This is a genomic window from Alphaproteobacteria bacterium, assembly GCA_033344895.1.
Lineage (GTDB): Bacteria > Pseudomonadota > Alphaproteobacteria > UBA8366 > Aestuariispiraceae > Pacificispira.
In genome coordinates this window covers 1,010,366-1,032,330 of record JAWPMN010000001.1, presented here as the reverse complement: position 1 = coordinate 1,032,330, position 21,965 = coordinate 1,010,366, and the positions used below count along the sequence as shown (strand labels likewise).

The 21,965-nt window shown below is 62.9% G+C and carries 21 protein-coding genes and 2 tRNA genes; 6 read left to right on the top strand and 17 right to left on the bottom strand.

The window, feature by feature from the left end; genetic code table 11:
- Positions 1-24 precede the first annotated feature (24 nt).
- From def to R8L07_05015, 3 genes are all read right to left on the bottom strand, one after another.
- Positions 25-564, bottom strand: coding sequence for a peptide deformylase (gene def / locus R8L07_05025; GenBank protein MDW3204885.1), 540 nt, complete (start codon positions 562-564; stop codon positions 25-27).
- A gap of 88 nt (positions 565-652) precedes the next feature.
- Positions 653-1,444: an exodeoxyribonuclease III gene (gene xth / locus R8L07_05020; GenBank protein ID MDW3204884.1), complete on the bottom strand. Its 792-nt coding sequence runs from the start codon at positions 1,442-1,444 to the stop codon at positions 653-655.
- Positions 1,445-1,462: 18 nt separating this feature from the next.
- Entirely contained in the window at positions 1,463-2,221 is a 759-nt protein-coding gene (locus R8L07_05015; protein MDW3204883.1) for a gamma-glutamyl-gamma-aminobutyrate hydrolase family protein, read from the bottom strand.
- A 101-nt stretch (positions 2,222-2,322) separates the two neighbouring features.
- Here R8L07_05015 and R8L07_05010 point away from each other — a divergent pair, with 101 nt between their 5' ends.
- Complete coding sequence (locus tag R8L07_05010; GenBank protein MDW3204882.1) at positions 2,323-3,120, top strand: sterol desaturase family protein; 798 nt, start codon at positions 2,323-2,325, stop codon at positions 3,118-3,120.
- Here R8L07_05010 and R8L07_05005 read toward each other — a convergent pair.
- The 5 genes from R8L07_05005 to R8L07_04985 form a co-directional block, all read right to left on the bottom strand.
- Positions 3,117-3,881, bottom strand: coding sequence for a DUF1223 domain-containing protein (locus tag R8L07_05005; protein MDW3204881.1), 765 nt, complete (start codon positions 3,879-3,881; stop codon positions 3,117-3,119). The two genes, R8L07_05010 and R8L07_05005, sit on opposite strands and share 4 nt — an antisense overlap.
- 76 nt (positions 3,882-3,957) lie before the next feature.
- Positions 3,958-4,851 (bottom strand): transglutaminase family protein, encoded by an 894-nt coding sequence (locus tag R8L07_05000; GenBank protein ID MDW3204880.1) that lies wholly within the window; start codon positions 4,849-4,851, stop codon positions 3,958-3,960.
- Positions 4,852-4,973: 122 nt separating this feature from the next.
- Complete coding sequence (acnA, locus tag R8L07_04995; GenBank protein ID MDW3204879.1) at positions 4,974-7,739, bottom strand: aconitate hydratase AcnA; 2,766 nt, start codon at positions 7,737-7,739, stop codon at positions 4,974-4,976.
- Positions 7,740-7,927: 188 nt separating this feature from the next.
- Positions 7,928-8,572, bottom strand: a complete 645-nt coding sequence (locus R8L07_04990) for a hypothetical protein (protein ID MDW3204878.1) — start codon at positions 8,570-8,572, stop codon at positions 7,928-7,930.
- 317 nt (positions 8,573-8,889) lie between these two features.
- Positions 8,890-9,498: a GNAT family N-acetyltransferase gene (locus R8L07_04985; protein MDW3204877.1), complete on the bottom strand. Its 609-nt coding sequence runs from the start codon at positions 9,496-9,498 to the stop codon at positions 8,890-8,892.
- A gap of 361 nt (positions 9,499-9,859) precedes the next feature.
- Between R8L07_04985 and R8L07_04980 the strand changes: the two genes are divergently transcribed.
- Positions 9,860-10,228 carry a helix-turn-helix transcriptional regulator gene (locus R8L07_04980; protein ID MDW3204876.1) on the top strand — a complete coding sequence of 123 codons (369 nt, stop codon included), beginning with the start codon at positions 9,860-9,862 and terminating at the stop codon, positions 10,226-10,228.
- Between the two features lie 108 nt (positions 10,229-10,336).
- On the opposite strand, the gene R8L07_04975 is transcribed toward R8L07_04980, so the two are convergent.
- A complete protein-coding gene (locus R8L07_04975) occupies positions 10,337-10,687 on the bottom strand; it encodes a helix-turn-helix transcriptional regulator (GenBank protein MDW3204875.1) in 351 nt (116 codons plus the stop codon).
- A 232-nt stretch (positions 10,688-10,919) separates the two neighbouring features.
- Here R8L07_04975 and R8L07_04970 point away from each other — a divergent pair, with 232 nt between their 5' ends.
- Positions 10,920-11,528 carry a hypothetical protein gene (locus R8L07_04970; GenBank protein ID MDW3204874.1) on the top strand — a complete coding sequence of 203 codons (609 nt, stop codon included), beginning with the start codon at positions 10,920-10,922 and terminating at the stop codon, positions 11,526-11,528.
- Positions 11,529-11,618: 90 nt separating this feature from the next.
- Here the strand turns inward: R8L07_04970 and R8L07_04965 are convergent.
- The 4 genes from R8L07_04965 to hemC all read right to left on the bottom strand — a co-directional run bounded on the left by R8L07_04965 (position 11,619) and on the right by hemC (position 16,584).
- Positions 11,619-11,694, bottom strand: a tRNA-Thr gene (locus R8L07_04965).
- Between the two features lie 321 nt (positions 11,695-12,015).
- Positions 12,016-13,284 (bottom strand): heme biosynthesis HemY N-terminal domain-containing protein, encoded by a 1,269-nt coding sequence (locus R8L07_04960; protein ID MDW3204873.1) that lies wholly within the window; start codon positions 13,282-13,284, stop codon positions 12,016-12,018.
- Positions 13,281-15,671 (bottom strand): uroporphyrinogen-III synthase, encoded by a 2,391-nt coding sequence (locus R8L07_04955; protein MDW3204872.1) that lies wholly within the window; start codon positions 15,669-15,671, stop codon positions 13,281-13,283. Before R8L07_04955 ends, R8L07_04960 begins: the two co-directional genes overlap by 4 nt.
- The gene (hemC, locus tag R8L07_04950) at positions 15,664-16,584 is read right to left on the bottom strand and encodes a hydroxymethylbilane synthase (GenBank protein MDW3204871.1); all 921 of its coding nucleotides are present in this window, start codon (positions 16,582-16,584) and stop codon (positions 15,664-15,666) included. The genes R8L07_04955 and hemC overlap by 8 nt, the downstream gene beginning before the upstream one ends.
- An 86-nt stretch (positions 16,585-16,670) precedes the next feature.
- Between hemC and tsaD the strand changes: the two genes are divergently transcribed.
- Both tsaD and R8L07_04940 read left to right on the top strand, forming a co-directional pair.
- A complete protein-coding gene (gene tsaD / locus R8L07_04945) occupies positions 16,671-17,732 on the top strand; it encodes a tRNA (adenosine(37)-N6)-threonylcarbamoyltransferase complex transferase subunit TsaD (GenBank protein MDW3204870.1) in 1,062 nt (353 codons plus the stop codon).
- A complete protein-coding gene (locus R8L07_04940; GenBank protein ID MDW3204869.1) occupies positions 17,729-18,727 on the top strand; it encodes an NAD(P)H-dependent glycerol-3-phosphate dehydrogenase in 999 nt (332 codons plus the stop codon). Before tsaD ends, R8L07_04940 begins: the two co-directional genes overlap by 4 nt.
- A 9-nt stretch (positions 18,728-18,736) precedes the next feature.
- Here the strand turns inward: R8L07_04940 and R8L07_04935 are convergent, their stop codons facing one another.
- The 4 genes from R8L07_04935 to R8L07_04920 are packed head-to-tail and all read right to left on the bottom strand — an operon-like array spanning position 18,737 to position 21,728.
- Positions 18,737-19,435, bottom strand: coding sequence for a diguanylate cyclase (locus R8L07_04935; GenBank protein ID MDW3204868.1), 699 nt, complete (start codon positions 19,433-19,435; stop codon positions 18,737-18,739).
- Positions 19,436-19,458: 23 nt separating this feature from the next.
- A complete protein-coding gene (locus R8L07_04930) occupies positions 19,459-19,839 on the bottom strand; it encodes a SiaC family regulatory phosphoprotein (GenBank protein MDW3204867.1) in 381 nt (126 codons plus the stop codon).
- A gap of 50 nt (positions 19,840-19,889) precedes the next feature.
- Positions 19,890-20,438 (bottom strand): SiaB family protein kinase, encoded by a 549-nt coding sequence (locus tag R8L07_04925; GenBank protein ID MDW3204866.1) that lies wholly within the window; start codon positions 20,436-20,438, stop codon positions 19,890-19,892.
- Positions 20,439-20,441: 3 nt separating this feature from the next.
- Positions 20,442-21,728: a PAS-domain containing protein gene (locus tag R8L07_04920; GenBank protein MDW3204865.1), complete on the bottom strand. Its 1,287-nt coding sequence runs from the start codon at positions 21,726-21,728 to the stop codon at positions 20,442-20,444.
- Between the two features lie 131 nt (positions 21,729-21,859).
- Between R8L07_04920 and R8L07_04915 the strand changes: the two genes are divergently transcribed.
- A tRNA-Leu gene (locus tag R8L07_04915) sits at positions 21,860-21,946 on the top strand.
- Positions 21,947-21,965: the final 19 nt, after the last annotated feature.

Below are 21,965 nucleotides of genomic sequence, written 5' to 3'. Positions count from 1 at the left end.
CCGGATTCCGCGACGGCCCGGCGCTTACTCGGCGGCGGCGGCGCGGCCTTCCTTACTGCGGAGTTTCGTCTGCTTCTGCAGCTTGCGCATGATCATACCACGCTTGAGCGACGAGATGTGATCGACGAAGACAACGCCTTCCAGATGATCGATCTCGTGCTGGATGCAGGTTGCCAGAAGCCCGTCGCATTCGAGGGTCTGTTGCGTCCCGTTCTCGTCGAGATACTTCACTGTCACCGTGGCCGGGCGCCGCACCTCGGCATACTGGTCCGGAAAGCTCAGACAGCCCTCTTCATAGGTTGCCAATTCGTCGGACTGCGTCACGATTTCCGGGTTGATCAGCTTCATCGGCTCCGGGTCGGCGCCACGCGGGGCACAATCGACAACGATAATGCGCTTGGACACGCCGACCTGCGGCGCGGCCAGGCCGATACCCGGGGCGTCATACATCGTCTCCAGCATGTCGTCGAGCAGCGTGCGGATTTCGTCATCCACAGTCTCGACCGGCTCGCATTTCATTTTCAGCACCGGATGCGGTGCGACCAGGATCGGCAGGATCGCCATGGCCCGAATTCCAACTAGTGAATGTTCTGTGTCGTAGGTAAGCCGCAAGGCCCGTCCGGTCAAGGGAACGGCGGGCTCTGGTGCCGGATCAGGCGCCGACCTCGACGATCACCGGAACGTGGTCGGATGGTTTTTCCCAGCCTCGGGCGTCGGTGAGAATACGCATGTCGGACACACTGTCGGCCAGTCCGGGCGATGCCCAGACATGGTCGAGGCGACGGCCCTTGTTTGCGGCGCGCCAGTCGCGGGAGCGGTAGCTCCACCACGTGTACATCTTCTCGTCGTCAGGCACGAATTTGCGCATGCAGTCGACCCAACCGAAGGCGTTCTGGGCGGCGGTGAACTTTTCGACCTCGATCGGCGTGTGGCTGACCACTTTCAGCAGTTGCTTGTGGGACCAGACATCCTGCTCCAGCGGGGCGATATTCAAATCGCCGACCACCATGATCTTGTCGGACTGCTTGCGGTTGGCGCCAAACCAGGTGGTCATCTCATCGACGAAGTCCAGCTTGTGGCCGAACTTTTCGTTCACAGCGCGGTCCGGCTCATCGCCGCCGGCCGGGACATAGAGCGAGTGAATTTCGATCCCGCCGGGCAGGGTGGCAAAGATGTGCCGACCGTCGGCCTTGCCGGTCCATTCGTGACGTCCGACATTCTCCAGCGGCAGCTTGGACAGAATGCAGACGCCGTTATAGCCCTTGATCCCGTTGATCGCGACATGCTCATAACCGAGGGCGCGCACGTCATCGAACGGAAACTGCGGGTCGTCGACCTTGGTTTCCTGGAGACACAGGACGTCCGGGGCGACCTCCTTCGTGAACTGCTCTACGATCGGCATGCGAAGGCGTACCGAATTGATGTTCCAGGTTGCGATCCGCATGGCGTGGTTCCCTGTCGGTTACTTCGTTTTCGAATAGGCGCGTGCTGCATCGCCGAAGGCGGCGAACATGGCCTGACTCAACGGCCAGGCCAGGGCGGTCGGGTGTTCCGGATGCCATTGAACGCTGAGCAGGAACCCCTTGGCGTCGGGCAGGGAGACCGCCTCGATCACGCCGTCGTCACTGACGCATTCGACGAACAGGCCGTCGGCCAGCCGGTCGATGCCCTGGGAATGCAGCGAGTTCACCATGACGGTACCGGTCTTGCCCGCAAGTTTCTCCAGCATGCCCCCGGGCTTGATGTCTACCGGATGCGCCTCGCCATACCGTTCGCCGAGCGGGATATCCCGACGCATGCGGTGATCCCGCTTGCCGGGCAGTTCCTGCAGGTTCTGATGGAGCGTGCCACCCAGCACGACATTCAGTTCCTGATGGCCGCGGCAGACCGCGAAAATCGGCAGGCCGCGGTCCAGTGCCTTGCGGATCAGCGGCAGCGTCATGGAATCGCGCAGCGGATCGCGCTCCGTGTCCGGGCGGAACTCGGGGCCGTTATAGTGCTGCGGCTCGACATTGGATGGGCTGCCGGTCAGAAAAAGGCCGTCCAACTTGTCCAGCAGGTCATCCATGTCGATCTGGTCTGCCATGGCCGGGATCGGCATCGGCAGCCCCCGTGCGGCGCTCGCCACCGCCGATAGATACTTGTGGCCGACCTGGTGGTAATAGCTGCCGCCCTCGCTGTGGCGGGTACAGGCGGAAACGCCGATCAGGGGGATGGACATGGATCGCCTCAGGATTGACTGCGTGGATTGGTAACGCCGGTTTGATTCGCTCCGCTGTCTTACGCGTCTTGCCGGGTCTCGGCAATCCGCCCACTTTATCCATGATGGAAAACCTGACGGAAACGCTGCTCACCTATAAATCCGCCATTGTCGCGGGTTGGATTGCGCTGTTCTTCGCGGTAGAAAGACTGCGCCCGGCGGCCATCGTTCCATTGGGTCGATCGGAACGCATGCGGCGCCTGATCAGCAATGGTGGCTTGTTCGGTGCGAATATCGCGGTGTCGCTACTGATCGTCGTGCCGGTCAGCCTGTGGGCGGCCTCCGTAGGGCCGGAATGGCGTGAAAGCCTTGCCCCCTGGTGGCAAGGCGGCTGGGGGCTGGTCTTCGATCTGCTGCTGCTGGATTTCCTGATCTACTGGTGGCATCGCGCCAACCACCGCGTGCCCTTCCTGTGGCGGTTCCACGAGATTCACCATCTCGATGAGACCTTGGACAGCACGACGGCAATACGCTTTCACTGGGGTGAAGTCGCCTTGTCGGCCTGTGCCCGGGCGGTCTTCATCATCGTCTTCGATATCCCGCTGGAAAGTGTTCTGATCTTTGAGATCCAGGTGCTGCTGGCGGCGATCTTCGCCCATTCGAATGTGCGCCTGCCGAACGGCGTGGAACGGGCGATCGGTTGGATCTTCGTTACCCCCGCGATTCATTGGGTGCATCATCACGCCGTCCGGCGCGATACGGATTCGAACTATGGGAATCTGTTCAGTTTCTGGGACAGGATGTTCGGATCGTTCAGCCCGAACCGGCGCGAACCCGATATGAAGATCGGCGTCGAACGGGAGTCTGAGCGCTCTTTCTGGCACCTGATGGTCAGGCCCTTCGAAAGGCGAATCTCCTAGAACAGGATGCGTTGCGCGGCGGCGATCCGACCCGTCGCGGGGTTCTGGATCAGAACGGCGCAGCCGCCGTCGCCGGCGACCTCGGACATCTCGACTTGGAACTCGGCGTCGCCGCCGGACCAGGAGGGGCCGACGGTGGTCATGCTCCGTACTACATGGGCGTTCACAAGGCTCCGGCCCGAGTTTTCGCCGCGCAGAATCTCGGTTTCGTGCCGGGCATCGAAGCCGACGACGATCGCCTGATAGGGGCCCGCATCCGGCGGGGTACCGGCCAGTCGGATCGTCAGGCCGCCATCGTCCCCGTGGCTCAGCGTCATTTCCGACGCGCCGTGCTTCTGGGCCTCCATCATGCGCTTCATGGATGCGGCCTCGATCCGGGCCTCCACGGCGCTGCGGCGGGAACCGACTTCATGCGCGCGGCCGTCGACGACCATTTGCGGTGTGTAATTGTAGGGGGAACCGAACAGGGCGTTGTAGGAACGTTGCCGGGCAGTGTAGCGCGGATCGGCAAAGGGATCCTTCCAGCCAATGTAATCCCAGTAATCGACATGGAACTCGAGCGCGATGACGTCGTCACGCGCGGCCAGTTCGGCCAGGAACGCCTCGGCCGGGGGACAGGAACTGCAGCCCTGGCTGGTGAAGAGTTCCACCACGACCAGCGGCGTCTTGCCTGCGGCCTGTGCCGGGGTTCCGGCCCCGGTAAGGGAAATGGCAAGGGCGCCTGCTGCGCCCGCGAGGAGAGTACGACGTGACGTTTTCATGGCGCTAAAATAGGCGCGCGGGCACTCACACCCGAATCAATTATGGGTGACATCACAGGCTGGTGAGCGCGCCTGATCAGCCGGATGCGACCTTTACCGAGATGGACAGCGATTGGAACGCTTCTTCCGGCCCGAAATAGGAGCCTCGTACCGGGGACGCCTGGGATGGATCGCGTGCCACGGCGACCCGGATCAGGTTCGCACCGCCGGCAATCCCGTTGGTCGGATCGAACTCGACCCAGCCGGCGCCGGGCAGATAGATCTGCACCCAGGCATGCGTGGCACCGGCCCCGCGCAGGTCCGCGCCACGCGGCAGGGTCGGGTCCTTCATTGCCGCGTCCAAAGCCGGATCGTAGAGATAGCCCGACACGAAGCGTGCACCCAGACCGATGCTTCGGACCGCCTCCATGAAGAACAGGGCGAAGTCCCGGCACGTTCCTGCCCCGCGATCCAGGGTTTCCGTCGGCGTCTGGGTTCCGTGAGCTTCCCGGGATTCGTAGGCGAAGGTCTTGCGGACCGCATCGTTCATCGCCATCAGCGTGTCCGGCGTGTCCTTGCCGTTCAGGAACTGCCGCGCCCATTCGGTGATGCGGTGCTGTTCGTCGTGATAGTGCCGTTCCATACACCGCCCGAGATCCGCCACCTCGTCCGAATGATAGGGAAAGGGCAAGGTCCGGGCATAATCGTCCAAGGGTGAGAAATCCGGCTCCGTGAGGCCGTAATGCTCGATCCGGATCGTGTTCTCGATATCCAGCCGGTCCGATTCTTCCTGGAACTCGACACGCGCGACGGAGTTGCCGAACACGTCATGGGTCCAGCGGATCGTCGATGCCGGATGAATGGCGATCGATGCTTCCAGCATGCGCAGATCGTGGCTATCGCGCGGCCGCATCATCAACGCATGCTCCCCGAACCGGACGGGCCGGTCATAGGTGTAGCTGGTTACGTGATGGACCGTCAGTATCTGCATGGCGGGGAGGGTATAGGCCAAGTCCGTTCGCAGGGCACGGCAAAACTGCGGCTGTCCCGCCCTAAAACGAAGAAAGCGGGCGCCGGGGCCCGCTTTCTGCTCCGTGACATGATCCGCAAGCGTCAGGCGGCCTGCTTCCCCTCCGCCATCAAATTGCGCAGGACGTATTGCAGCACACCCCCATGGCGGTAGTACTCGACCTCGCCCGCGGTATCGATACGGCAGGTCAGCGGAACTTCCTGAGTGCTGCCGTCCGATTTGTTGATGGTCAGGGTTATGTCCTGACGCGGTTTCAATCCGTCCTCGATCCCCTTGATGTCAAAGGTTTCACTGCCGTCCAGGCCCAGAGACTGCCAAGTCGTGCCCTCCTTGAACTGAAGCGGCAGGACGCCCATGCCGACTAGGTTCGAGCGGTGGATACGCTCGAAGCTTTCGACGATGACCGCCTTTACGCCCAGCAGGTTGGTGCCCTTCGCAGCCCAGTCGCGCGACGAGCCTGTGCCGTATTCCTTGCCGCCGAAGACCACCAGCGGCACGCCTTCCGATTTGTACTTCATGGCGGCGTCATAGACCGGCATGGTCTCACCCGACGGCATGTACTTGGTGAATCCGCCCTCGATCTCCGGCACCATGGCATTGCGGATGCGAATGTTGGCGAAGGTGCCGCGCATCATGACCTCATGATTTCCGCGGCGCGAACCGTAGGAATTGAAGTCCGCCGGGCGCACCTGACGTTCGATCAGGTACTGACCCGCCGGGGTGTCGGGCTTGAAGGAGCCGGCCGGCGAGATGTGGTCGGTCGTTACCGAGTCGCCCAGCATCAGCAGCGGGCGCGCGCCTTCGATGTCGCCGGGCGCCTCCGGTTCAGGCTTCATGTCCTCGAAGTACGGCGGGTGCTGAACATAGGTCGAGCCCGAATTCCATTCATAGGTTTCGCCGCCCGACACGTTGATCGCCCGCCATTCCGGCGGCCCCTCGAACACGTTACCATAGCGGGAGCGGAACATCTCGGAGGTGAGCGCAGCCCGAACCGTTTCCTCAACCTCGTGGTTGGTCGGCCAGATATCCTTCAGAAAGACCGGCTTGCCGTCCTTGTCTTCGCCAAGCGGCTCCTTGGTGATGTCGATCGTCATGTTGCCGGCAATGGCATAGGCGACGACCAGCGGCGGCGAGGCCAGGTAGTTTCCGCGGGTCTGCGGGTTGACGCGGCCTTCGAAGTTCCGGTTTCCGGACAGGACCGATGTGACGACCAGGTCGCCCTCATCCACGGCTTTGGAAATCGGCTCCGGCAGCGGGCCGGAATTGCCGATGCAGGTCGTACAGCCATAACCGACCAGATCGAAGCCCAGCGCGTCCAGGTCATCCTGCAGACCGGCCTTCTCAAGATAATCGGTGACGACCTGGGAGCCCGGAGCGAGGGAGGTCTTGACCCATGGCTTTGTGGTCAGGCCCTTTTCCCGCGCCTTGCGGGCCACCAATCCGGCGGCGACAAGGACGGACGGGTTGGATGTGTTGGTACAGGAGGTGATCGCCGCGATGACGACATCGCCGTGCTTCAGCTTGTAGTCGGCGCCTTCGACCGGAACCTGTGTGTTCCAACCGCTGTCGGTCGCCTGGGCTGGTCCGCCTTCGGCGGCCAGGCGGGCTTCCTCGTCATTGGACGGGACCCCCAGATAGTCGGCGATGACTTTCTTGAACTCCGGCGCGGCCATGGACAGGCTGACGCGGTCCTGCGGGCGCTTCGGCCCGGCGAGCGACGGCTCGACCGTGTCCAGGTTCAGTTCCAGTGTATCCGTGAAGACCGGGTCGGCCGATCCGGGTTCGCGCCACATGCCCTGCGCCCTGGCATAGGCTTCAGTCAGCGCGATGTCCTCTTCTTCGCGGCCGGAGAACTCCAGATAGCGGATGGTTTCGGCGTCGATCGGGAAGATACCGCAGGTCGCGCCGTATTCCGGGGCCATGTTGGCGATGGTCGCGCGATCGGCCAGGGTCAGGCTGTCCAACCCTTCGCCGTAGAATTCGACGAACTTCCCGACGACACCCTTCTTCCGCAACATCTGGGTGACGGTCAGCACGAGGTCGGTGGCGGTCATGCCTTCCTTGAGCTTGCCGGACAGTTTGAAGCCGACGACTTCCGGAATCAGCATGGTGACCGGCTGGCCCAGCATGGCGGCTTCGGCTTCGATCCCGCCGACGCCCCAACCCAGCACGCCCAACCCATTCACCATGGTGGTGTGGCTGTCGGTGCCGACCAGAGTGTCCGGATAGGCGATTTCGGTATCGCCGCCATTTTCCGGCGACGACCAGACACCGCGTGCCAGATACTCGACGTTGACTTGGTGGCAGATGCCGGTACCGGGGGGCACGACACGGAAATTGTCGAAGGCAGTCTGTCCCCAACGCAGGAACTCATAGCGTTCGCCATTGCGTTCGAACTCAAGCTCGACATTCTTCTTGAACGCATCCGGACCGCCGAAATAGTCGACCATGACCGAATGGTCGATGACCAGATCGCAGGGGGAGAGCGGGTTAATCTTCTGCGGGTCGCCGCCCATCTTGACCATTGCGGCGCGCATTGCGGCCAGGTCGACGACGGCGGGCACGCCGGTAAAGTCCTGCATCAGCACGCGGGCCGGCCGATAGGCAATCTCCCGGTCGGAACTCCTGGCCTTCAGCCAGTCGGCCATGGCCTGTACGTCCTCGGTCGTGACGCTGGCGCCGTCTTCGAAACGCAGCAGGTTTTCCAGCAGAACCTTCAACGAAAAGGGTAGGCGCGACACGTCGCCGATTGTCTCCGCGGCTGCCGCGATCGAATAATAGTCATAATTCCGCGCACCGACGGTGAGCGTGCGGCGGGTCTTCAAACTGTCTTGGCCAGTCATGGTCATGGCTTTGAAATCTCCCGTTCCAAAAAAGGCTGGGGACGGGGAATTCGAGGCCCTGCGCTCTGCGGTTCATTGGCGCGGGCTGACCGAACTTCCCCCGCGAATTACAGATGGGTCGGGTTATACTGCATCGCAATAGGCCCGTCCAATTTGCGACGATGCAGGGGGCGTGGCGGCGCCCGGGGCAGGGGTCAGCCGAGGCCGATGCCGTCGGCGACGGCCTTTGCGACGGCCGCGGTAAAGCTCGAAACACCGAAACGCTTGGCAATCTGCTGGTGTCGTTTCTCCAGCATGCGCGGCGAAATATCCAGCAGCTTGGCCTGTTCCTGGAAGCTCAGTTCCGGGTGGTCGATCTGGATGCGCAGGACATCCATCTGCTTCTCGCTGAGATTGATGAAGTCACGCGCCGTGCGGGTCAGGCCCGGATGACCGCGCAGCAGTTCATCCATACGCACCGCCGCGATCGACAGTTCAGCGCGGAACTGCATGAAAAGGGAATCGACCGATTTGTCGGATGTCAGGATGAGGGCGCTGACATTCTGACCGCGCCCGCCGAATATGACGGTTCCGTCGCGAACACCGAACGCTTCCCAGACTCGGGTAGCGTCGTTGGCATAGGGGCCCGTCAGTGTCGCGCGCGCCTCGGAGAAGGTGAAATTCTGCCAGCGGCGCCGAATGGCGACGGCCACGGGACAGAACCTGTCCGCCTGAATGCCGTAGTAATGCTCAAGGAATCCATCCGGCATGGCATCCCAGGTCAGGACCGCGTCCGTTTCCCAGGATTGCCAGAAGGCCCATTTGAACCCCAGCGCCTTCACGGTCCGAACCACGGTCATGGGCGAATCCGCGTTTGCGAACGCATTCAAAGCCGATCCCGTCCCCAGGGAGACGAGCGGCGCCGATACGGCGTTGGCATTGTGGGACTTACGATCCGCCACGTTTCGGAATTTACCCTTCAGTACATTCAGTGATTGTAGAATACGCCGATTCTATTACCGGGACCTTAAAGTGGTTGTCGTCATCCGCGCCTTGCGCACATGCCGTGACCCTTGTACCGCGTCCTTTATGTACGCCCCATCTGGATTCGGGCAGCCGGTGGGCCGCCCGCTTCCAGCGCAACGGTAGGATCCGCCTGTCTAACTGGCTGAAAACCCTACATTTCGGCATGCTGAGACAGGTATCGGTCGAAATCGAGATATTCGACCGACCCATTCATTGCCTCAAGGAGGTCGGAATCCTCCGACACGGCATGAATGTCTCTGGCATCGCGTAGATTTAGCCGAATCTGGTGATACTCGACATTGTTGTATACTGCGGGCGGTACATTCATCAACTCAAATCCATGCTTCTGCCAGAATTTGAGCAGTTTCGGGTTCTCGACCGCGCCGACAACCGCGCTGACCCCTTTGAATTCGCTGTAGGCCCGTGCGGTTCGGGCGAGACCCAGCAGCGCCTTCGTGCCGAGCCGACCGGCATTGGGGAGAATGGCCAGCCGTTCCCATGCCGCGACGCCGCCCGCGCCCGCGCTCAGGATCCTCACCCGCATGGTGCCGATCGGCGCTTTGCCGCATTTCGCCAGGAGATGGGTCGTGCTGACCAGATCGTTGCCGTCGAATTCTTCGTGGAACGGTTCGCCGCGGGCCAGGAATGCGGCGGATCTGACGGCGTTGCACGCCATGAAGTCGTTCATCGTGGTCACCACAATGACGCGTACTGAATCGGCATCCTTATGCCGGGGGTGGTCAATCTTGAGTTCTGACATGATCTTCCCTTCCACTTAAACGGTTGGATTTGGGCGCTTTCGGCACCCGTGAGTACTCTTTTACCGTGTTCTACGGATAAAAACGCGATTTTCCTTGAACATATGTAATTTCACTGTAATGTAATTGCACTTCTGCCGTGTATTCGGGTCCTGTATTGAAGACGCAAACTCGTGCTTCGGGACCTTGGGGCGAACGCCCCGTCAGTACGTCCGGCGGTGTCGGTGTCAGCCGGCCTAAATCCAGCTTTCCATGAATCCGTTGTTGCGGTCTTTGGTCCGCAGTGGATCGGTCGTGCCTCACACCATCCGCCAAGCCGGGCTCATGGGAGCGGTTTCATCCAAGTCGAAACAGGAGATTGATATGCCGCATCCTACGGATGTTTATGTTGGCCGCCGTGTGCGCGAAGCGCGTGTTGCCAAGGGAATGTCCCAGACTGATCTGGGCGACAAGCTGGGCGTAAGTTTTCAGCAGGTGCAGAAGTACGAGAAGGGCACGAACCGGATCGGCGCCAGCCGCCTGTTGCAGACCTCCGTCGCATTGAGTGTTCCGGTCGAGTATTTCTTTGACGGGATCGACGGCGTCGATGCCGATCAGGGGCCGAACAACGCGAAACTGTCGCGGAAGGCCATCGCCACGGCGACCAAGCTTCACCAGATCCCGGACGACGCCATGCGTCGTGAGATCATCCGCCTGATCGACGTTGCCGCCGAGGCGCGCCTGGCGAGCTAAAATCAGTGACGGTAGTGTATTGTTTCAAGGGCGGTCGCGCCGTTGTCAGCAGCGGTGCGGCCGAACCTTGCAGATCGGTACCGTATTCACCTTTTTTGCGCGACGACGTTACAGACGGGACATGGTCCGGACGAGCTGTTTGACCGCCGTCCGCATACCCTCGTTCTCGATCCGCTGGATATCCCGCGCGATCCGCATTGCCTCCGGATCGGCCAAAGGCTTGTCAGCGGCATCCGTGACGGACGCAATGCCGTCGAAAATGTCGTTCACCGACACTTTAAGGGCTTCGCAAATCTGAATGAGGCGGCTCGCCCCCATTCGGTTGACGCCCTTTTCATACTTCTGAACCTGTTGGAAACTGACACCGAGTTTCAGACCCAGATCCGTCTGAGACAGTCCGGCACGTGTACGCAACTCGCGAACGCGATTCCCTACTGCAACGTCAACTGGATGCGCCATCCCTTAGTCCCTCTCAACCCCCCAAATCCAGGTCGTAACGATTATCCTATCCCAGCGGTAATTCAACTTGATTGATTTTTTTCAATTCAATTAAAACGTGAGGTTAACGGTATTGAAATGCCGCACTCTAAAACTTTAGCGGTACAATTGGCAGTCCATAGGGTGTATTTGTTTCCTATTTGGCGGTTATTTCGCCACTAGAGGGTTCTGTAACAAAGGAGCAACAGTATCGATGCCAGATTATCGATTCGTCGCCGACCGGGATGCGGTCGTACTGGTCAGCGTCGGCAAGGATGGGGCAACAAATGCCGCTCCGATCCGGATAGAGGCGGCGCGAAGCCGGTCACCGGACGATGACGATCTGGAGATTTGGGGGATGACGGCGACGCTGGACGGCGACGAACTGGCTCAGGTTGCGGCTCGTTGCCTGAATGCGGCGCTCAGCATCGACCGGGAAGACATCGCGACCGCCTCACAGGCCCTGGAAATCCTGGTGGCGCAGCAACTGGCGAAAGTCGATGCCGACGATCCGGTGGCTTTGGTTGAGGAGGCGATGCGCTATGTCCTGCGGCAGGAGCGTTGGCGGTTCGAGATCGTTCGCGAAGGCCGAGAAGACGGTGTCAGACTGGCCCTTAGCAATCCGGCAGGGGCGCCGGTGCCGCTGGCGGTACATGTCTCCAATCGCGGCCGGACGCCCAGTTTCTGGGTCATGCAGGACAATCGTCTGGTTCAGGGGGGACATGCCTACAAGATCCCGATCCAGGCTGCGACCGCGCTGAAATCGGCGGTGGAAGACTACCTGTATGCCCACGATACCGGCGATATCCGTCCGCACGGATAGCGGCCCCTCCGATCAGGCTGCGGGGACAGCACGCATGACAGCCTGCCCCGAACGAAACGGGTTGGCGTCTGCTGTTTTTTCGGGAGGAAGTGGTGCCGCCAGGGTGACTCGAACACCCGACCTACGCATTACGAATGCGCCGCTCTACCAACTGAGCTATGGCGGCCCGCCACAATCGATGCCTGCTCGCCACTGGCGTCAGGCGGCAGGGTTTTATCCGCACCGCAGCCGCATTGCAAGTCCGACCTGACCTGATTTCGCCGCGAAATGTGACCTGAAAGACGAAAAAATTGGGGCAATGTGACGGCAATCACTTACGTTTGCGCCTATGTGACCCATATTGATCGTCAGAAGGCGGCGCAAATCCTCGGCGCTTCGATCCAAAAGGATCCGTCCCCCGCCGGGGAAACACCGCAACCTTCTACCTCCAAGTCAGACTCAGGCCGGTCCCGTCCGGCCTTTTTTTTGAGCTGAATCCGGCGACCGGTCAGACGACGACACCGTCATCCCGGTGGTCGCCCAGATGGGATTGGGGTTCGACGGCCGTGGTAAGACCCTGAGAATCTTCAACCTCCGTTGCGCGCATCAGCCAGGCATGCGCCGCCGTCAGGTCACCATGCTCGGATTCTTCCAGTCGCGCCCAGAGACGGCACAGGCGCGGTGGCACAGGCTCCCCGACGATGTCGAGGGACTTCGCCAGATGCGACCGGGCTTCACCCCACAATTCGGCATCCAGGCTGGCATCGGCCAGTGCCATATGGCTTTCCGCGTCATCGGGCGCGAGGCTGAGCAGTTTTTCAAACCGCTTTACCTGGGCGAGGGCGGTTGTCCCCTCCGGTGCAAGGTCCCGATAGGCTGCCGCCAGATGGGGGCCGGGCGCCTTCTGCCAGGCATCCTCGATCAGTTTCTCCGCCTTCCGGTCCTTACCGGCACGCGCCATCAGGCTTGCGGCCAGGGTGACGGCCTCCGCATTTTCCGGATCGGCCTTCAGCGCGGTCTGCGCCGTTTTCAGGGCCGGCCCGTCATCGCCTCTAATTGACAGCAACTCGGCCTGCCGGACGGCCAGACGTGCGCGAACCGGGGCGGCTTCCTCGGGCGGCAGAGCGCCGGTACGCTCTGCATCCTCCAATGTTTTGAGGGCGCTGGCCCAACGGCCGGCATTGATCTGCAGGTCCAGCAGCTCCAGCAACACCCATTTGGCGGCAGGGCGCAGCTTTCGTGCTTCCTCGGCCAATTCCAATGCACGGGCCTTGTCCCCGGCACGCAGAGCCTGGGTCATCAGACCGCGCAGTCCGAGGAACGCCACCTCGGGGTCGCCGCGCATATCCTCGAAATAGGCCACAGCGGCCTGATCGTCGCCGGACAGGCGGGCGCTTTGGGCCTGCAGCAGCTTGGTCAGGGGCGCGTCGGTCAGCAGATCCTTGGCGCGGCGTGATTGCCGCCGGGATTCGTCCTTGTCGCCCGCCGCGACCGCAACCATGCCCAGCGTCAGGGCGCGATAGCCCTTCATCTCACGGATGGCTTTGCGCTGAGCACGCCAGCGGCCCGGGAAACGAAATACGGTCTGTCGGATTCGTTCCCCGTAGACGAACAAAAGCACCAGAACCAGAAGGCTCAGCGCGAAGACGCCGACCGGCATGTCGATGACCCAGCCCTGCCAGTCGAAGGTGACGCGACCGGGCTCCAGCGCAAAGAACACCGCAAGGGCACCAATGATGCCCAGCTTGATCAGAAACCAGAGAACCCGCCAGGTCATGCGCCGTCCCCGTCTTTGCTGTCGCCGTCCGTAACGCCGTTCAGGCCGGCCGCAACCGTTCGGCGGAGGTGGCGCAATGCGGCTTCCGCCGCCAGTCGGGCTTCTGCGCCGGCGAGCCAGAGATCGACTGTCGTGGAGACATCTCGAACCGGCGTCAGAGCGGCAACGGCGCCGGTCAGGTCGCCGCGTGCCAGCGCTGCCTCTGCGCGGCTGACGGGGGGCGCGTCGGGGGCATCGCCCTTGCGACGGACCGAAACCAGTGACCGAGCGCCGTTCAGCAACGTATCCAGGACATCGCCATCGGTTTTGCCCAGCTCGGTCTGCATTGCCGGGGCTTCACGGCGGAATGCGGCCAGCAGATCGGCATCCGTCGGCACCCCGGAAGCAGCGTAGGGCACCAGCGAGCCGGCGGCCTCGGCAATCGCGGGGTCGTTCTCCGCCAGCGCCTGCAATCGAAGCAGCGCGTCTGAGAAGGGGCGTCCGTCGGCCATGGCGGATTCGACATCGCCGACCGCCAGGGCGAGGCCGGCCTGAGCCGCCCCCTCTATCGCGGGACGACGTTCCAGGGCAGCGATGGCATCGTCCTGACGATTCAGGGTCGCCTCGACACCGGCCAGACCGGCCATAGCCCTTTCGGCCTCCGTGGTGGCCTGTTCTGTCAGACTCTCGATGACCCCCAACCGTTCCAGCAGGCGTGCCCGCGTGTCGTCATCGCGTTCGATCGATGCCTTGACCGAATTGATGGCACCGCGCAGTTCCGATATCTCGCCTTCGAGCGCGGACAGGCGGCTCGCCATGCCGTAGACCACACCGTGGCCGTCTTCACCGGGGACACCCTGTATGGCGACGGGACGCTCCTCAACCGACTGCAGTCGGGTCCGCAGATCCGCGATCTCGGCATTGAGTTCCGACAGATCGACACTTGGAGTGGCTGGTACCATCGGCGCACCGCTGCCCGATGTCCCCTGTGGGATGTACTTGGCCAGATGGGGATCGACGTAGGGGCCCCAGACCGGCCGGGCGACCACTGCCAGGATCGCGGCGACACCGACCAGCAGTGCAAGCTTGCCGCCGCCTTGCGACGCTGTCGCCGGGCGTTCGTCCTGCGGGGAGTCCGGAGCGGCGTCCTCGGACGTGGGCTGTGCCGCGCTCTCCTCCGTATCGATTCTCTGTTCCGTTGCCATGTCGTGACCATCCGTGTCGCCGGCTGCGGCATCGACGGAACCGGCCGCGTCGCTCTGCTCGTTCGCTTCTTCTGACCAGGGAGTCTCGCTCTCCGCCACGCCGTCGTCCGCGTCCCGCTCGGCCGGACCGTCTTTCGGCAGCGCCGCACTCAGGTCGATGTCATGGGCACCGGCGGCGGCGATGATGTCGCGCCATCGGGAATCGGGAATGTGGCCGCGGGTTTTCCAGCCCTGGACGGTGCTGACGGCGACGTCCAATTTCGACGCCATCGGTCGAATGCCGCCAAAAGCCTCGATCACCGCATCGGCATTGAGGTCCTCGACGGGCTCCGCGATCGTATCCTCGTCGGCGATCGCATCGTCGGTCTCGTTGTCCGGCTTGGTTTTGTCTTCCGTCATGGCACCTGCCTTGTTCATTGTCGCGGATTCGACCGCGTTCACACTCGTCGCGCCTGGCCCGACCGTCTCCGCAAGAGCAGCGATTATCGCCGCGGTATCCCGGGTTTCGGCGACTTTGGTTCCGGTCCATTCGATGGCCCGAGCTTCCGCAGCCACGGCCTCGCTGAGACAGATGGCCCAAACCGTACGCGCACGGGGCGCACGCCCTGATTCTTCCAATAGCCTAACAAAGGCTGTGGCGGTACGGGGAGAAAAAAACGTGGTCGCGGCAATTCGACCGCTGTCGAAGGCCGCCAGGCACGCATCGCTCAGCCCGGTAGCCGGTTCGGCATTGTAGAGGTGTTCGCGCCGGACACGGTATCCGATGGCCTCCAGGCGCCCTTTGAGGTCCCCTGCGGTGACGGTACCGGCTGCATGAAAGAACGGCGCTTCCCCCGGCGAAAACCGGGCCTGCACCGACTCGATCAGGGCGTCGACATCCCCTGCGGCTGCTTCAACATCCTCGAATCCGGCCTCCGACGCGGCCAGGGCACTGGCGGGGCCGACAGCGATGACCGGCAGATCCCGACGGGTCGACAATCTTGAAAACGCACGTACGCCGTTGGCCGATGTAAACAGCAGCGCCCGGCAATCGTCGATGTCGATCCGGGCGTCCGCCCGCGGTTCTATCCGAAGCATCGGCTCAACCATGCCATCCAGTCCGATGGCCCGGATCGCATCCAGCAGCGGCGCGGCGTCTTCGGCCGGCCGTGTAATCAGCACAAGAGGGGCGAGGGCGGGGGCGTGGCCGTTGGTATCAGTCAAAGAAGGTCTCGCCCATTTCAGCCCGCAGTTCGGCCGCGGCATCCCGTGCCAGACTTTCGGCGTCTGCAGCCGCGCCGGACCGTTCGACGGTCAACACCCTCGTGCCGTCCTCGCGGGCGACAAGGCCCCGGAACCGAATCGTATCGCCGTTCAGTTCCGCCAGGCCGGCGATCGGGGTGTGGCAGGTTCCATCCAGGACATCCAGAAAGCCGCGCTCGGCATGCACGCGAAGGGCGGTCTCCGCATGGTTGAGCGGCGCCAGGAGTGCCGCCAGATCTGCATTGTCCGTGGCAATCGTAATGCCGACGGCGCCCTGGGCAACGGCGGGCAGCATCTCCTCCGGCTCCAGGGCCGTGGTTGCGACGTCGGCCATGCCCAGACGGTTCAATCCGGCCATCGCCAGCAGAGTGGCATCGGCAACCCGTTCCTCAAGCTTGCGCAGTCGGGTCTGAACGTTGCCCCGGAAAAGCACGACCTCCAGATCGGGGCGCGTGGCCAGGATCTGGGCCTTGCGCCGAAGCGACGCGGAACCGACGCGGGCGCCGACCGGCAGGTCCGCGATAGAACGCGCGACGGGGCTCAGAAAGGCGTCTCGTACATCCTCGCGTTCCAGGATGCAGGTCAGGGAGATTCCCTCTGACAGCCAGGTTTCCACATCCTTCATTGAATGGACGGCGGCGTCGCACCGTCCGTCCATGACCGCGCGGTCCAGCTCCTTGGTGAACAGGCCCTTGCCGCCAACTTCCGCGAGGGGACGGTCCTGAATCTGATCGCCGACCACCTTGATCTCGGCGATCTCGACCTGCAGGCCGGGATGGGCTGCGATCAGCCGGTCCCGGACCTCCTCCGTCTGGCGCATCGCCAAGGGCGATCCACGCGTTCCCAGGGTGACTTTTTCGATCGACGGCGCCATGAAGAACCCTTCCGGCCGGTTGTAAGGACTTGAACTTTCGGAACCTGTAGCGCATCCGGTCCGCATAGGCTACATCCTGCGATGACATGTTAGTACTGGGTATCGAAACCTCCTGTGACGAGACTGCGGCCGCCATTGTCGACGACGGGCGGCGCATTCTTGCCAATGTCGTCCTGTCGCAGCTCGACGACCACCGTCCCTATGGCGGGGTCGTGCCGGAAATCGCGGCACGCGCGCATCTGGTCCATCTCGACGGCATCGTTTCGGATGCCCTGAACGAGGCCGGGCTGGCACTGTCCGATCTGGACGCCGTGGCTGCGACCGCCGGCCCGGGGCTGATCGGCGGTGTGATGATCGGGGCGACGATGGGCAAGGCCATGGCCCTGGGGGCGAACCTGCCCTATGTCGCCGTCAATCATCTCGAGGGGCATGCCCTGACCGCCCGTCTGACGGACGATGTCGCGTTCCCGTATCTGCTGCTCCTCGTCAGCGGCGGCCATTGCCAGCTTCTCGCCGTCGATTCGGTCGGCCACTACGAACGATTGGGCGGAACAGTCGATGATGCCGTCGGAGAGGCCTTCGACAAGACAGCGAAACTGCTGGGGCTCGGGTATCCCGGTGGCCCGGCGGTGGAGGCGGCCGCGAAGACGGCGGGGAATCCGGATCGGTTCAGTCTGCCCCGACCGATGGCCGGACGGCCGGGGTGCGATTTTTCCTTCGCCGGGTTGAAGACGGCGGTGCGTCAGGCCGCTGACAAGCTGCCCGCCGGGGCGGACGGTGCGCTTGACGCTATGGACCGCGCGGATCTGGCGGCGGCCTTCCAGAACGCGGTCGCGGATGTCATCGCAGACAGGACCCGAAACGCGATCCGCCTGTTCCGGGAGACGCGCGGGGCGGGGGGGACGCTTGTCGTCGCCGGCGGGGTCGCCGCCAATGGAACTCTCCGGTCGGCCCTGGAGCGCCTTTCGGCCGAGGAGGACATTGCCTTCGCCGCGCCGCCGATCAAGCTGTGCACCGACAACGCGGCCATGATCGCGTGGGCCGGCCTGGAACGTTTTCGGTTGGGGCTGACCGACGGTCTGGATTTCAAGCCGCGCCCACGATGGCCACTATCCGAACTGACCGGACCGGAAAAGGAGGCGTCGTGAGCAATACCGTCGCTGTACTGGGGGGCGGCGCCTGGGGAACCGCGCTGGCTTGTGTGGCGCGGCGTGCCGGCCGGCCCGTGCGGCTGTGGGTGCGAAACCCCGATGCCGCCAAGGAAATCACCACGGGATCCAACCCGGGACGTCTGCCCGGCGTGACCCTGGAGCGTGGGATCGAAGCCACGACCGATCTGGCAGCGGTGCTGGCGGACGCGGATTTTGCGCTTCTGGCCGTCCCCGCGCAGGTCGTGCGCGCGGTGGCCGAAGCCGCGGCACCGGTCCTGCCGGAGGGCCTGCCCGTGGCGATCTGCGCCAAGGGGATCGAGCGCGGCAGCCTGAAGCGGATGAGCGAGGTTCTGTCGGAAACCCTGCCCTCAGCCCGAACCTGCGTCTTTTCGGGGCCGACCTTTGCGGCGGAGGTCGCGCGCGGCCTCCCGACCGCGATAACCCTGGCGGCCGAGGATGAGGAGGCGGCGAAGCGGGTGCAGGCCGGGATCGGGTCGGGCTCGCTGCGGGCCTATCTGTCGGATGATCCGGTCGGCGCGGAGCTGGGGGGCGCGATCAAGAACGTGATCGCCCTCGCTGCCGGTATCGCGACCGGCCGGGGGTTGGGGGAGAATGCCCGCGCGGCCCTGGTCAGTCGCGGACTGGCGGAGATGGTACGCCTCGCTGTCGCGGAAGGTGGGCGGGCGGAAACACTGATGGGGCTGGCCGGCGCGGGAGACCTGATTCTGACTGCGATGAGCGCGACATCCCGAAACACATCCTTCGGAATTGCCCTGGGGGAGGGACGTCGGATCGGCGACGTCCTGACCGCGCGGCGGGCGGTGACGGAGGGCTACTGGTCGACCCAGGCGGTCGCGGCGCTGGCGGATCGGGCGAAGGTCGACATGCCGATTACCCAGACCGTGAATGCCATTCTGGATCAGCAGATCGATGTGGACGACGCCATCGCCCGCCTGATGGGCCGACCGCCGGCGACGGAATTTCGACACTGACGCCTGAAATCAGGGCTCTTCAGCCATTAACCAGCGGTCGCGGCCCGATGTCTTCGCCGCGTACAGGGCCTGATCGGCACGGTAGATGGTGCGGTCGTAACCTTCATCGGTGTCGATATAGCGGCAGAGCCCGGCGCTGGCCGTTATTCGCAAGGGGCCATTTGCCGTTTTGATCGGGCGTGCACGGAGTTTCTCCAGAAACCCCTCCAGCAGGATGCTGGCGTCATCGGGGCCGGTTTCGGGCATCAGCACCAGAAACTCTTCACCGCCCCAGCGCGCGATGAGGTCGCGTTCGCGCATGGAACCGGCCAGCCGCGCGGCGAAATCCACCAGCACTTCGTCCCCGACATCATGGCCGTGGGTGTCGTTCACGGCCTTGAAGTGATCAATGTCGAACAGGGCCAGACAGAACGGAAGACCCGCGTCGTGGAACGCCCTCGTCTCCGATATCAAGGCATCATGAGCGCCGCGCCGGTTGGCCATTCCGGTCAGGGGGTCGGTGATCGACGCCGCGCGCAACTGATCGTTCAGTTCCAGAATCTGGGCCTGCATGCGGTCGCTCATGCGTGAGATCTTGTCCAGATTGCGATCAAGTCGGCGATACCGGCCGACCAGCCATTCGACCTCGGCCCGCATGTCCGGCGTCAGGTCTCCCAGCCGTGCCAGCAGGGCATCGATCCGCGCGTCGGTTTTGCTTTGGTCCGCCAAGAGGCTTTCCCTTATGTCCGGTCCTAGTCCGTCACGATATCATAAGGCAGGGAGACATCTTCCAGCAGTTCTTCGGCCAGTTCCACGATCCGTTCGTTTTCCGGGTCGCAGCGCCAGATGACCGACACTTCGATCCCGGTGTCATGGGCCTCGTCCATCCGGTCCAGCATGTCCATCATCGATTTGATACTGCCGGTGTTGAGGTAGGACAGGGCGATTTCGAGGGTGACCGCCTGGTTCGAACCATCGTCGAGGACCGCATCCAGCCAGGCGATGATCGGTCGGTAAAAGTCGAAGGTGTTTTCCGGATAGGATTCGCCCGACAAGTGGATCACCCGCTTGTTCGGATCGCAGTCGACGGCCGGCGAGGACCGCGTTCCTTCAATCGTGATGCGTTCGACCATTCTCGTCCCCAACCAATCGTGCCCCTGACGAGGGCCCCTCTTTTCAGTTGCTAGATCACCGCTGTCAAGGTGAAGAAGGCGTGATCCGAATCCGCGTCCGACAGACTGTAAGACAGCGGTTTCGTGGCCTTCCGGGCCATCTGAAGAAAGCCGAGCCCGGCACCGGTCGCGCCTTCCGTCACCGGCGCCCGCAGGCGTTCCTTGTAGGCGGATTTGAGGGCCACGTCGTCCATGGCGATCACGGCGTCCAGCCGTTTCGTCAGGGCCGGCGCATGTTCCTTGAGAACGAGGTTGCCCGCGACCACGGCATATTCGTCCCCCTGCCGTGCGATCAGCACGGTGCCGGCATTGAGGCGCGCCGTATGGGCATCGTCCCGGCCGCAATTCTCGGCGTAGTGCCGGATATTCTGAGTTACCTCGATGTAAACGGCGAAGACGTCTGCGATCCGTTTACGCGGCTGGGTCTGGGCTTCCAGGTGGCGGCGGATCGCCTCCCCCAGTTCCTCAATCACGCTTTGCGAAAAGGGACCGTTGAAGCTGAGCACGATGTGGCAACGCTCGAAAATCTCGCGCAGGGCCGTCATATCCGTCTGATTCATGGCCTAACCCCCGACCGAAGTTCTTCGTGCGGGCGGCCGGTCCTGCTTCAGACAAAAGCCAAGCACCGCAAGATCGTCGCGCTGCACATGTCCCTTGCTGTAGGTCTCGACATCCGCGGCGAGAAGCGCGCCCTGTTCCTCGATCGGCAATCCGGTGCCCTGCTTCAGGGCATCGGTCAGGCGGCGCCGGCCGTAGCCGTAGCCCTTGTCTCCGCCGGCCTGGTCCAGAATACCGTCGGAGGTCAGAAAGATTCGCTCCGCTTCCCGGTCCGTGAAGACGGCTTCCTGGATCAGGGTCGCCGAACTGGTCTGACGGCCATAGCCAAGCCCGTGTTTCGTTCCCCGGATTCGCTCGATGTCGTTCTGTTTCTGAACAAAGGCGTCCAGGCCCGCACCGGCGATGCGGACCCGGCCGAGATCGGATTCCACAAGGCAGAGGGTCAGTTCCAGACCATTATCCGGTCCAACCTGTGCTTCGGTCTGATGCAGGTTGATGCGCACGATCCGGTCGATGGCCATCATCACGGCCGCGGGCCCGCCGACCCCGGTCTCGTTGATGGCGCGGCGGCAGACGGAGGCCGCCATCATCGTCATCATGGCGCCCGGTACCCCGTGACCGGTGCAATCGCCGAGACCGATATAGGTGCCGTAGTCGGTCTTGACGCCGATATAGAAGTCACCACCGACGATGTCCGCCGGCCTGAACAGCAGGAAGTTGGGCCCGACCTGACTGTCGAAGAAGGATTTCTGCGGCAGGATCCCTGTCTGGATCAGGCGGGCATACTCGATGCCATCGATCAGCTTCTTGTTGGCCTCGTGCAGTTCTTCCGTGCGGTCCCGGACAAGGCGATCGAGACGTTCCTTTTCCGCGACACGATCGGTGACATCCGTGAAGGTGAAGACATAACCGCCGTTGGACAGCGGATGGCCGCTGATCTCGACGTAGCGGCCGCTGCTGAGCCGACGCTCCGCAGTGTATTCCGCGCGCTCGCGGACCGGGCGGAGACGCTCCTCGACATAACTGTCAGGTTCGTCGCCACCATATTCCCCGCGAGAGGCCAGCGCGTGGAGCATTTCTTCCAAGGGGGCGCCCGGCTGGACAGCCGGATCATCCGGCGAGAAACCGAAAAAGTCGCGATAGGGGTTGTTGACGAAGACAATTGTCAGATCGCCATCGACGACCAGCAGTCCCTGCGTGATCTCCGATGCGGCCTCACGCAGCAGTTCCGCAGCTTGGTCGTCGTCGCGTCGACCGCCCTGGCGTACAGCACTGTTTGCCGTTTCCGACATCGTTTCGAACGGTCCCCTCACCACGATTCGCCAAGGTTAACGCAGGCGCACCTTCCGTGGCGAGCCTTCTTTTCCGGATTATCGCGAAACCGGTTGCCGCCCAAGGCGATTTCGCCTATCACCCGGTCGAGGCCCCTGTGGCGGAACTGGTAGACGCGGCAGACTCAAAATCTGTTTTCCTTACGGAAGTGGGAGTTCGAGTCTCCCCGGGGGCACCAATCCGACAAATTGAACGTT

What these genes read in the sequence shown, in the direction of transcription:
- R8L07_04985 (MDW3204877.1), bottom strand. Translation starts at nt 9,498, where the DNA reads ATGTCAGAACTCAAGATTGACCACCCCCGGCATAAGGATGCCGATTCA.
- R8L07_04960 (MDW3204873.1), bottom strand. Translation starts at nt 13,284, where the DNA reads ATGACCTGGCGGGTTCTCTGGTTTCTGATCAAGCTGGGCATCATTGGT.
- xth (MDW3204884.1), bottom strand. Translation starts at nt 1,444, where the DNA reads ATGCGGATCGCAACCTGGAACATCAATTCGGTACGCCTTCGCATGCCG.
- R8L07_05015 (MDW3204883.1), bottom strand. Translation starts at nt 2,221, where the DNA reads ATGTCCATCCCCCTGATCGGCGTTTCCGCCTGTACCCGCCACAGCGAG.
- R8L07_04925 (MDW3204866.1), bottom strand. Translation starts at nt 20,438, where the DNA reads ATGAATCAGACGGATATGACGGCCCTGCGCGAGATTTTCGAGCGTTGC.
- R8L07_05000 (MDW3204880.1), bottom strand. Translation starts at nt 4,851, where the DNA reads ATGCAGATACTGACGGTCCATCACGTAACCAGCTACACCTATGACCGG.
- R8L07_04920 (MDW3204865.1), bottom strand. Translation starts at nt 21,728, where the DNA reads ATGTCGGAAACGGCAAACAGTGCTGTACGCCAGGGCGGTCGACGCGAC.
- R8L07_04980 (MDW3204876.1), top strand. Translation starts at nt 9,860, where the DNA reads ATGCCGCATCCTACGGATGTTTATGTTGGCCGCCGTGTGCGCGAAGCG.
- R8L07_04990 (MDW3204878.1), bottom strand. Translation starts at nt 8,572, where the DNA reads ATGACCGTGGTTCGGACCGTGAAGGCGCTGGGGTTCAAATGGGCCTTC.
- hemC (MDW3204871.1), bottom strand. Translation starts at nt 16,584, where the DNA reads ATGGCGCCGTCGATCGAAAAAGTCACCCTGGGAACGCGTGGATCGCCC.
- R8L07_04975 (MDW3204875.1), bottom strand. Translation starts at nt 10,687, where the DNA reads ATGGCGCATCCAGTTGACGTTGCAGTAGGGAATCGCGTTCGCGAGTTG.
- R8L07_05010 (MDW3204882.1), top strand. Translation starts at nt 2,323, where the DNA reads ATGATGGAAAACCTGACGGAAACGCTGCTCACCTATAAATCCGCCATT.
- tsaD (MDW3204870.1), top strand. Translation starts at nt 16,671, where the DNA reads ATGTTAGTACTGGGTATCGAAACCTCCTGTGACGAGACTGCGGCCGCC.
- acnA (MDW3204879.1), bottom strand. Translation starts at nt 7,739, where the DNA reads ATGACCATGACTGGCCAAGACAGTTTGAAGACCCGCCGCACGCTCACC.
- def (MDW3204885.1), bottom strand. Translation starts at nt 564, where the DNA reads ATGGCGATCCTGCCGATCCTGGTCGCACCGCATCCGGTGCTGAAAATG.
- R8L07_04970 (MDW3204874.1), top strand. Translation starts at nt 10,920, where the DNA reads ATGCCAGATTATCGATTCGTCGCCGACCGGGATGCGGTCGTACTGGTC.
- R8L07_05005 (MDW3204881.1), bottom strand. Translation starts at nt 3,881, where the DNA reads ATGAAAACGTCACGTCGTACTCTCCTCGCGGGCGCAGCAGGCGCCCTT.
- R8L07_04930 (MDW3204867.1), bottom strand. Translation starts at nt 19,839, where the DNA reads ATGGTCGAACGCATCACGATTGAAGGAACGCGGTCCTCGCCGGCCGTC.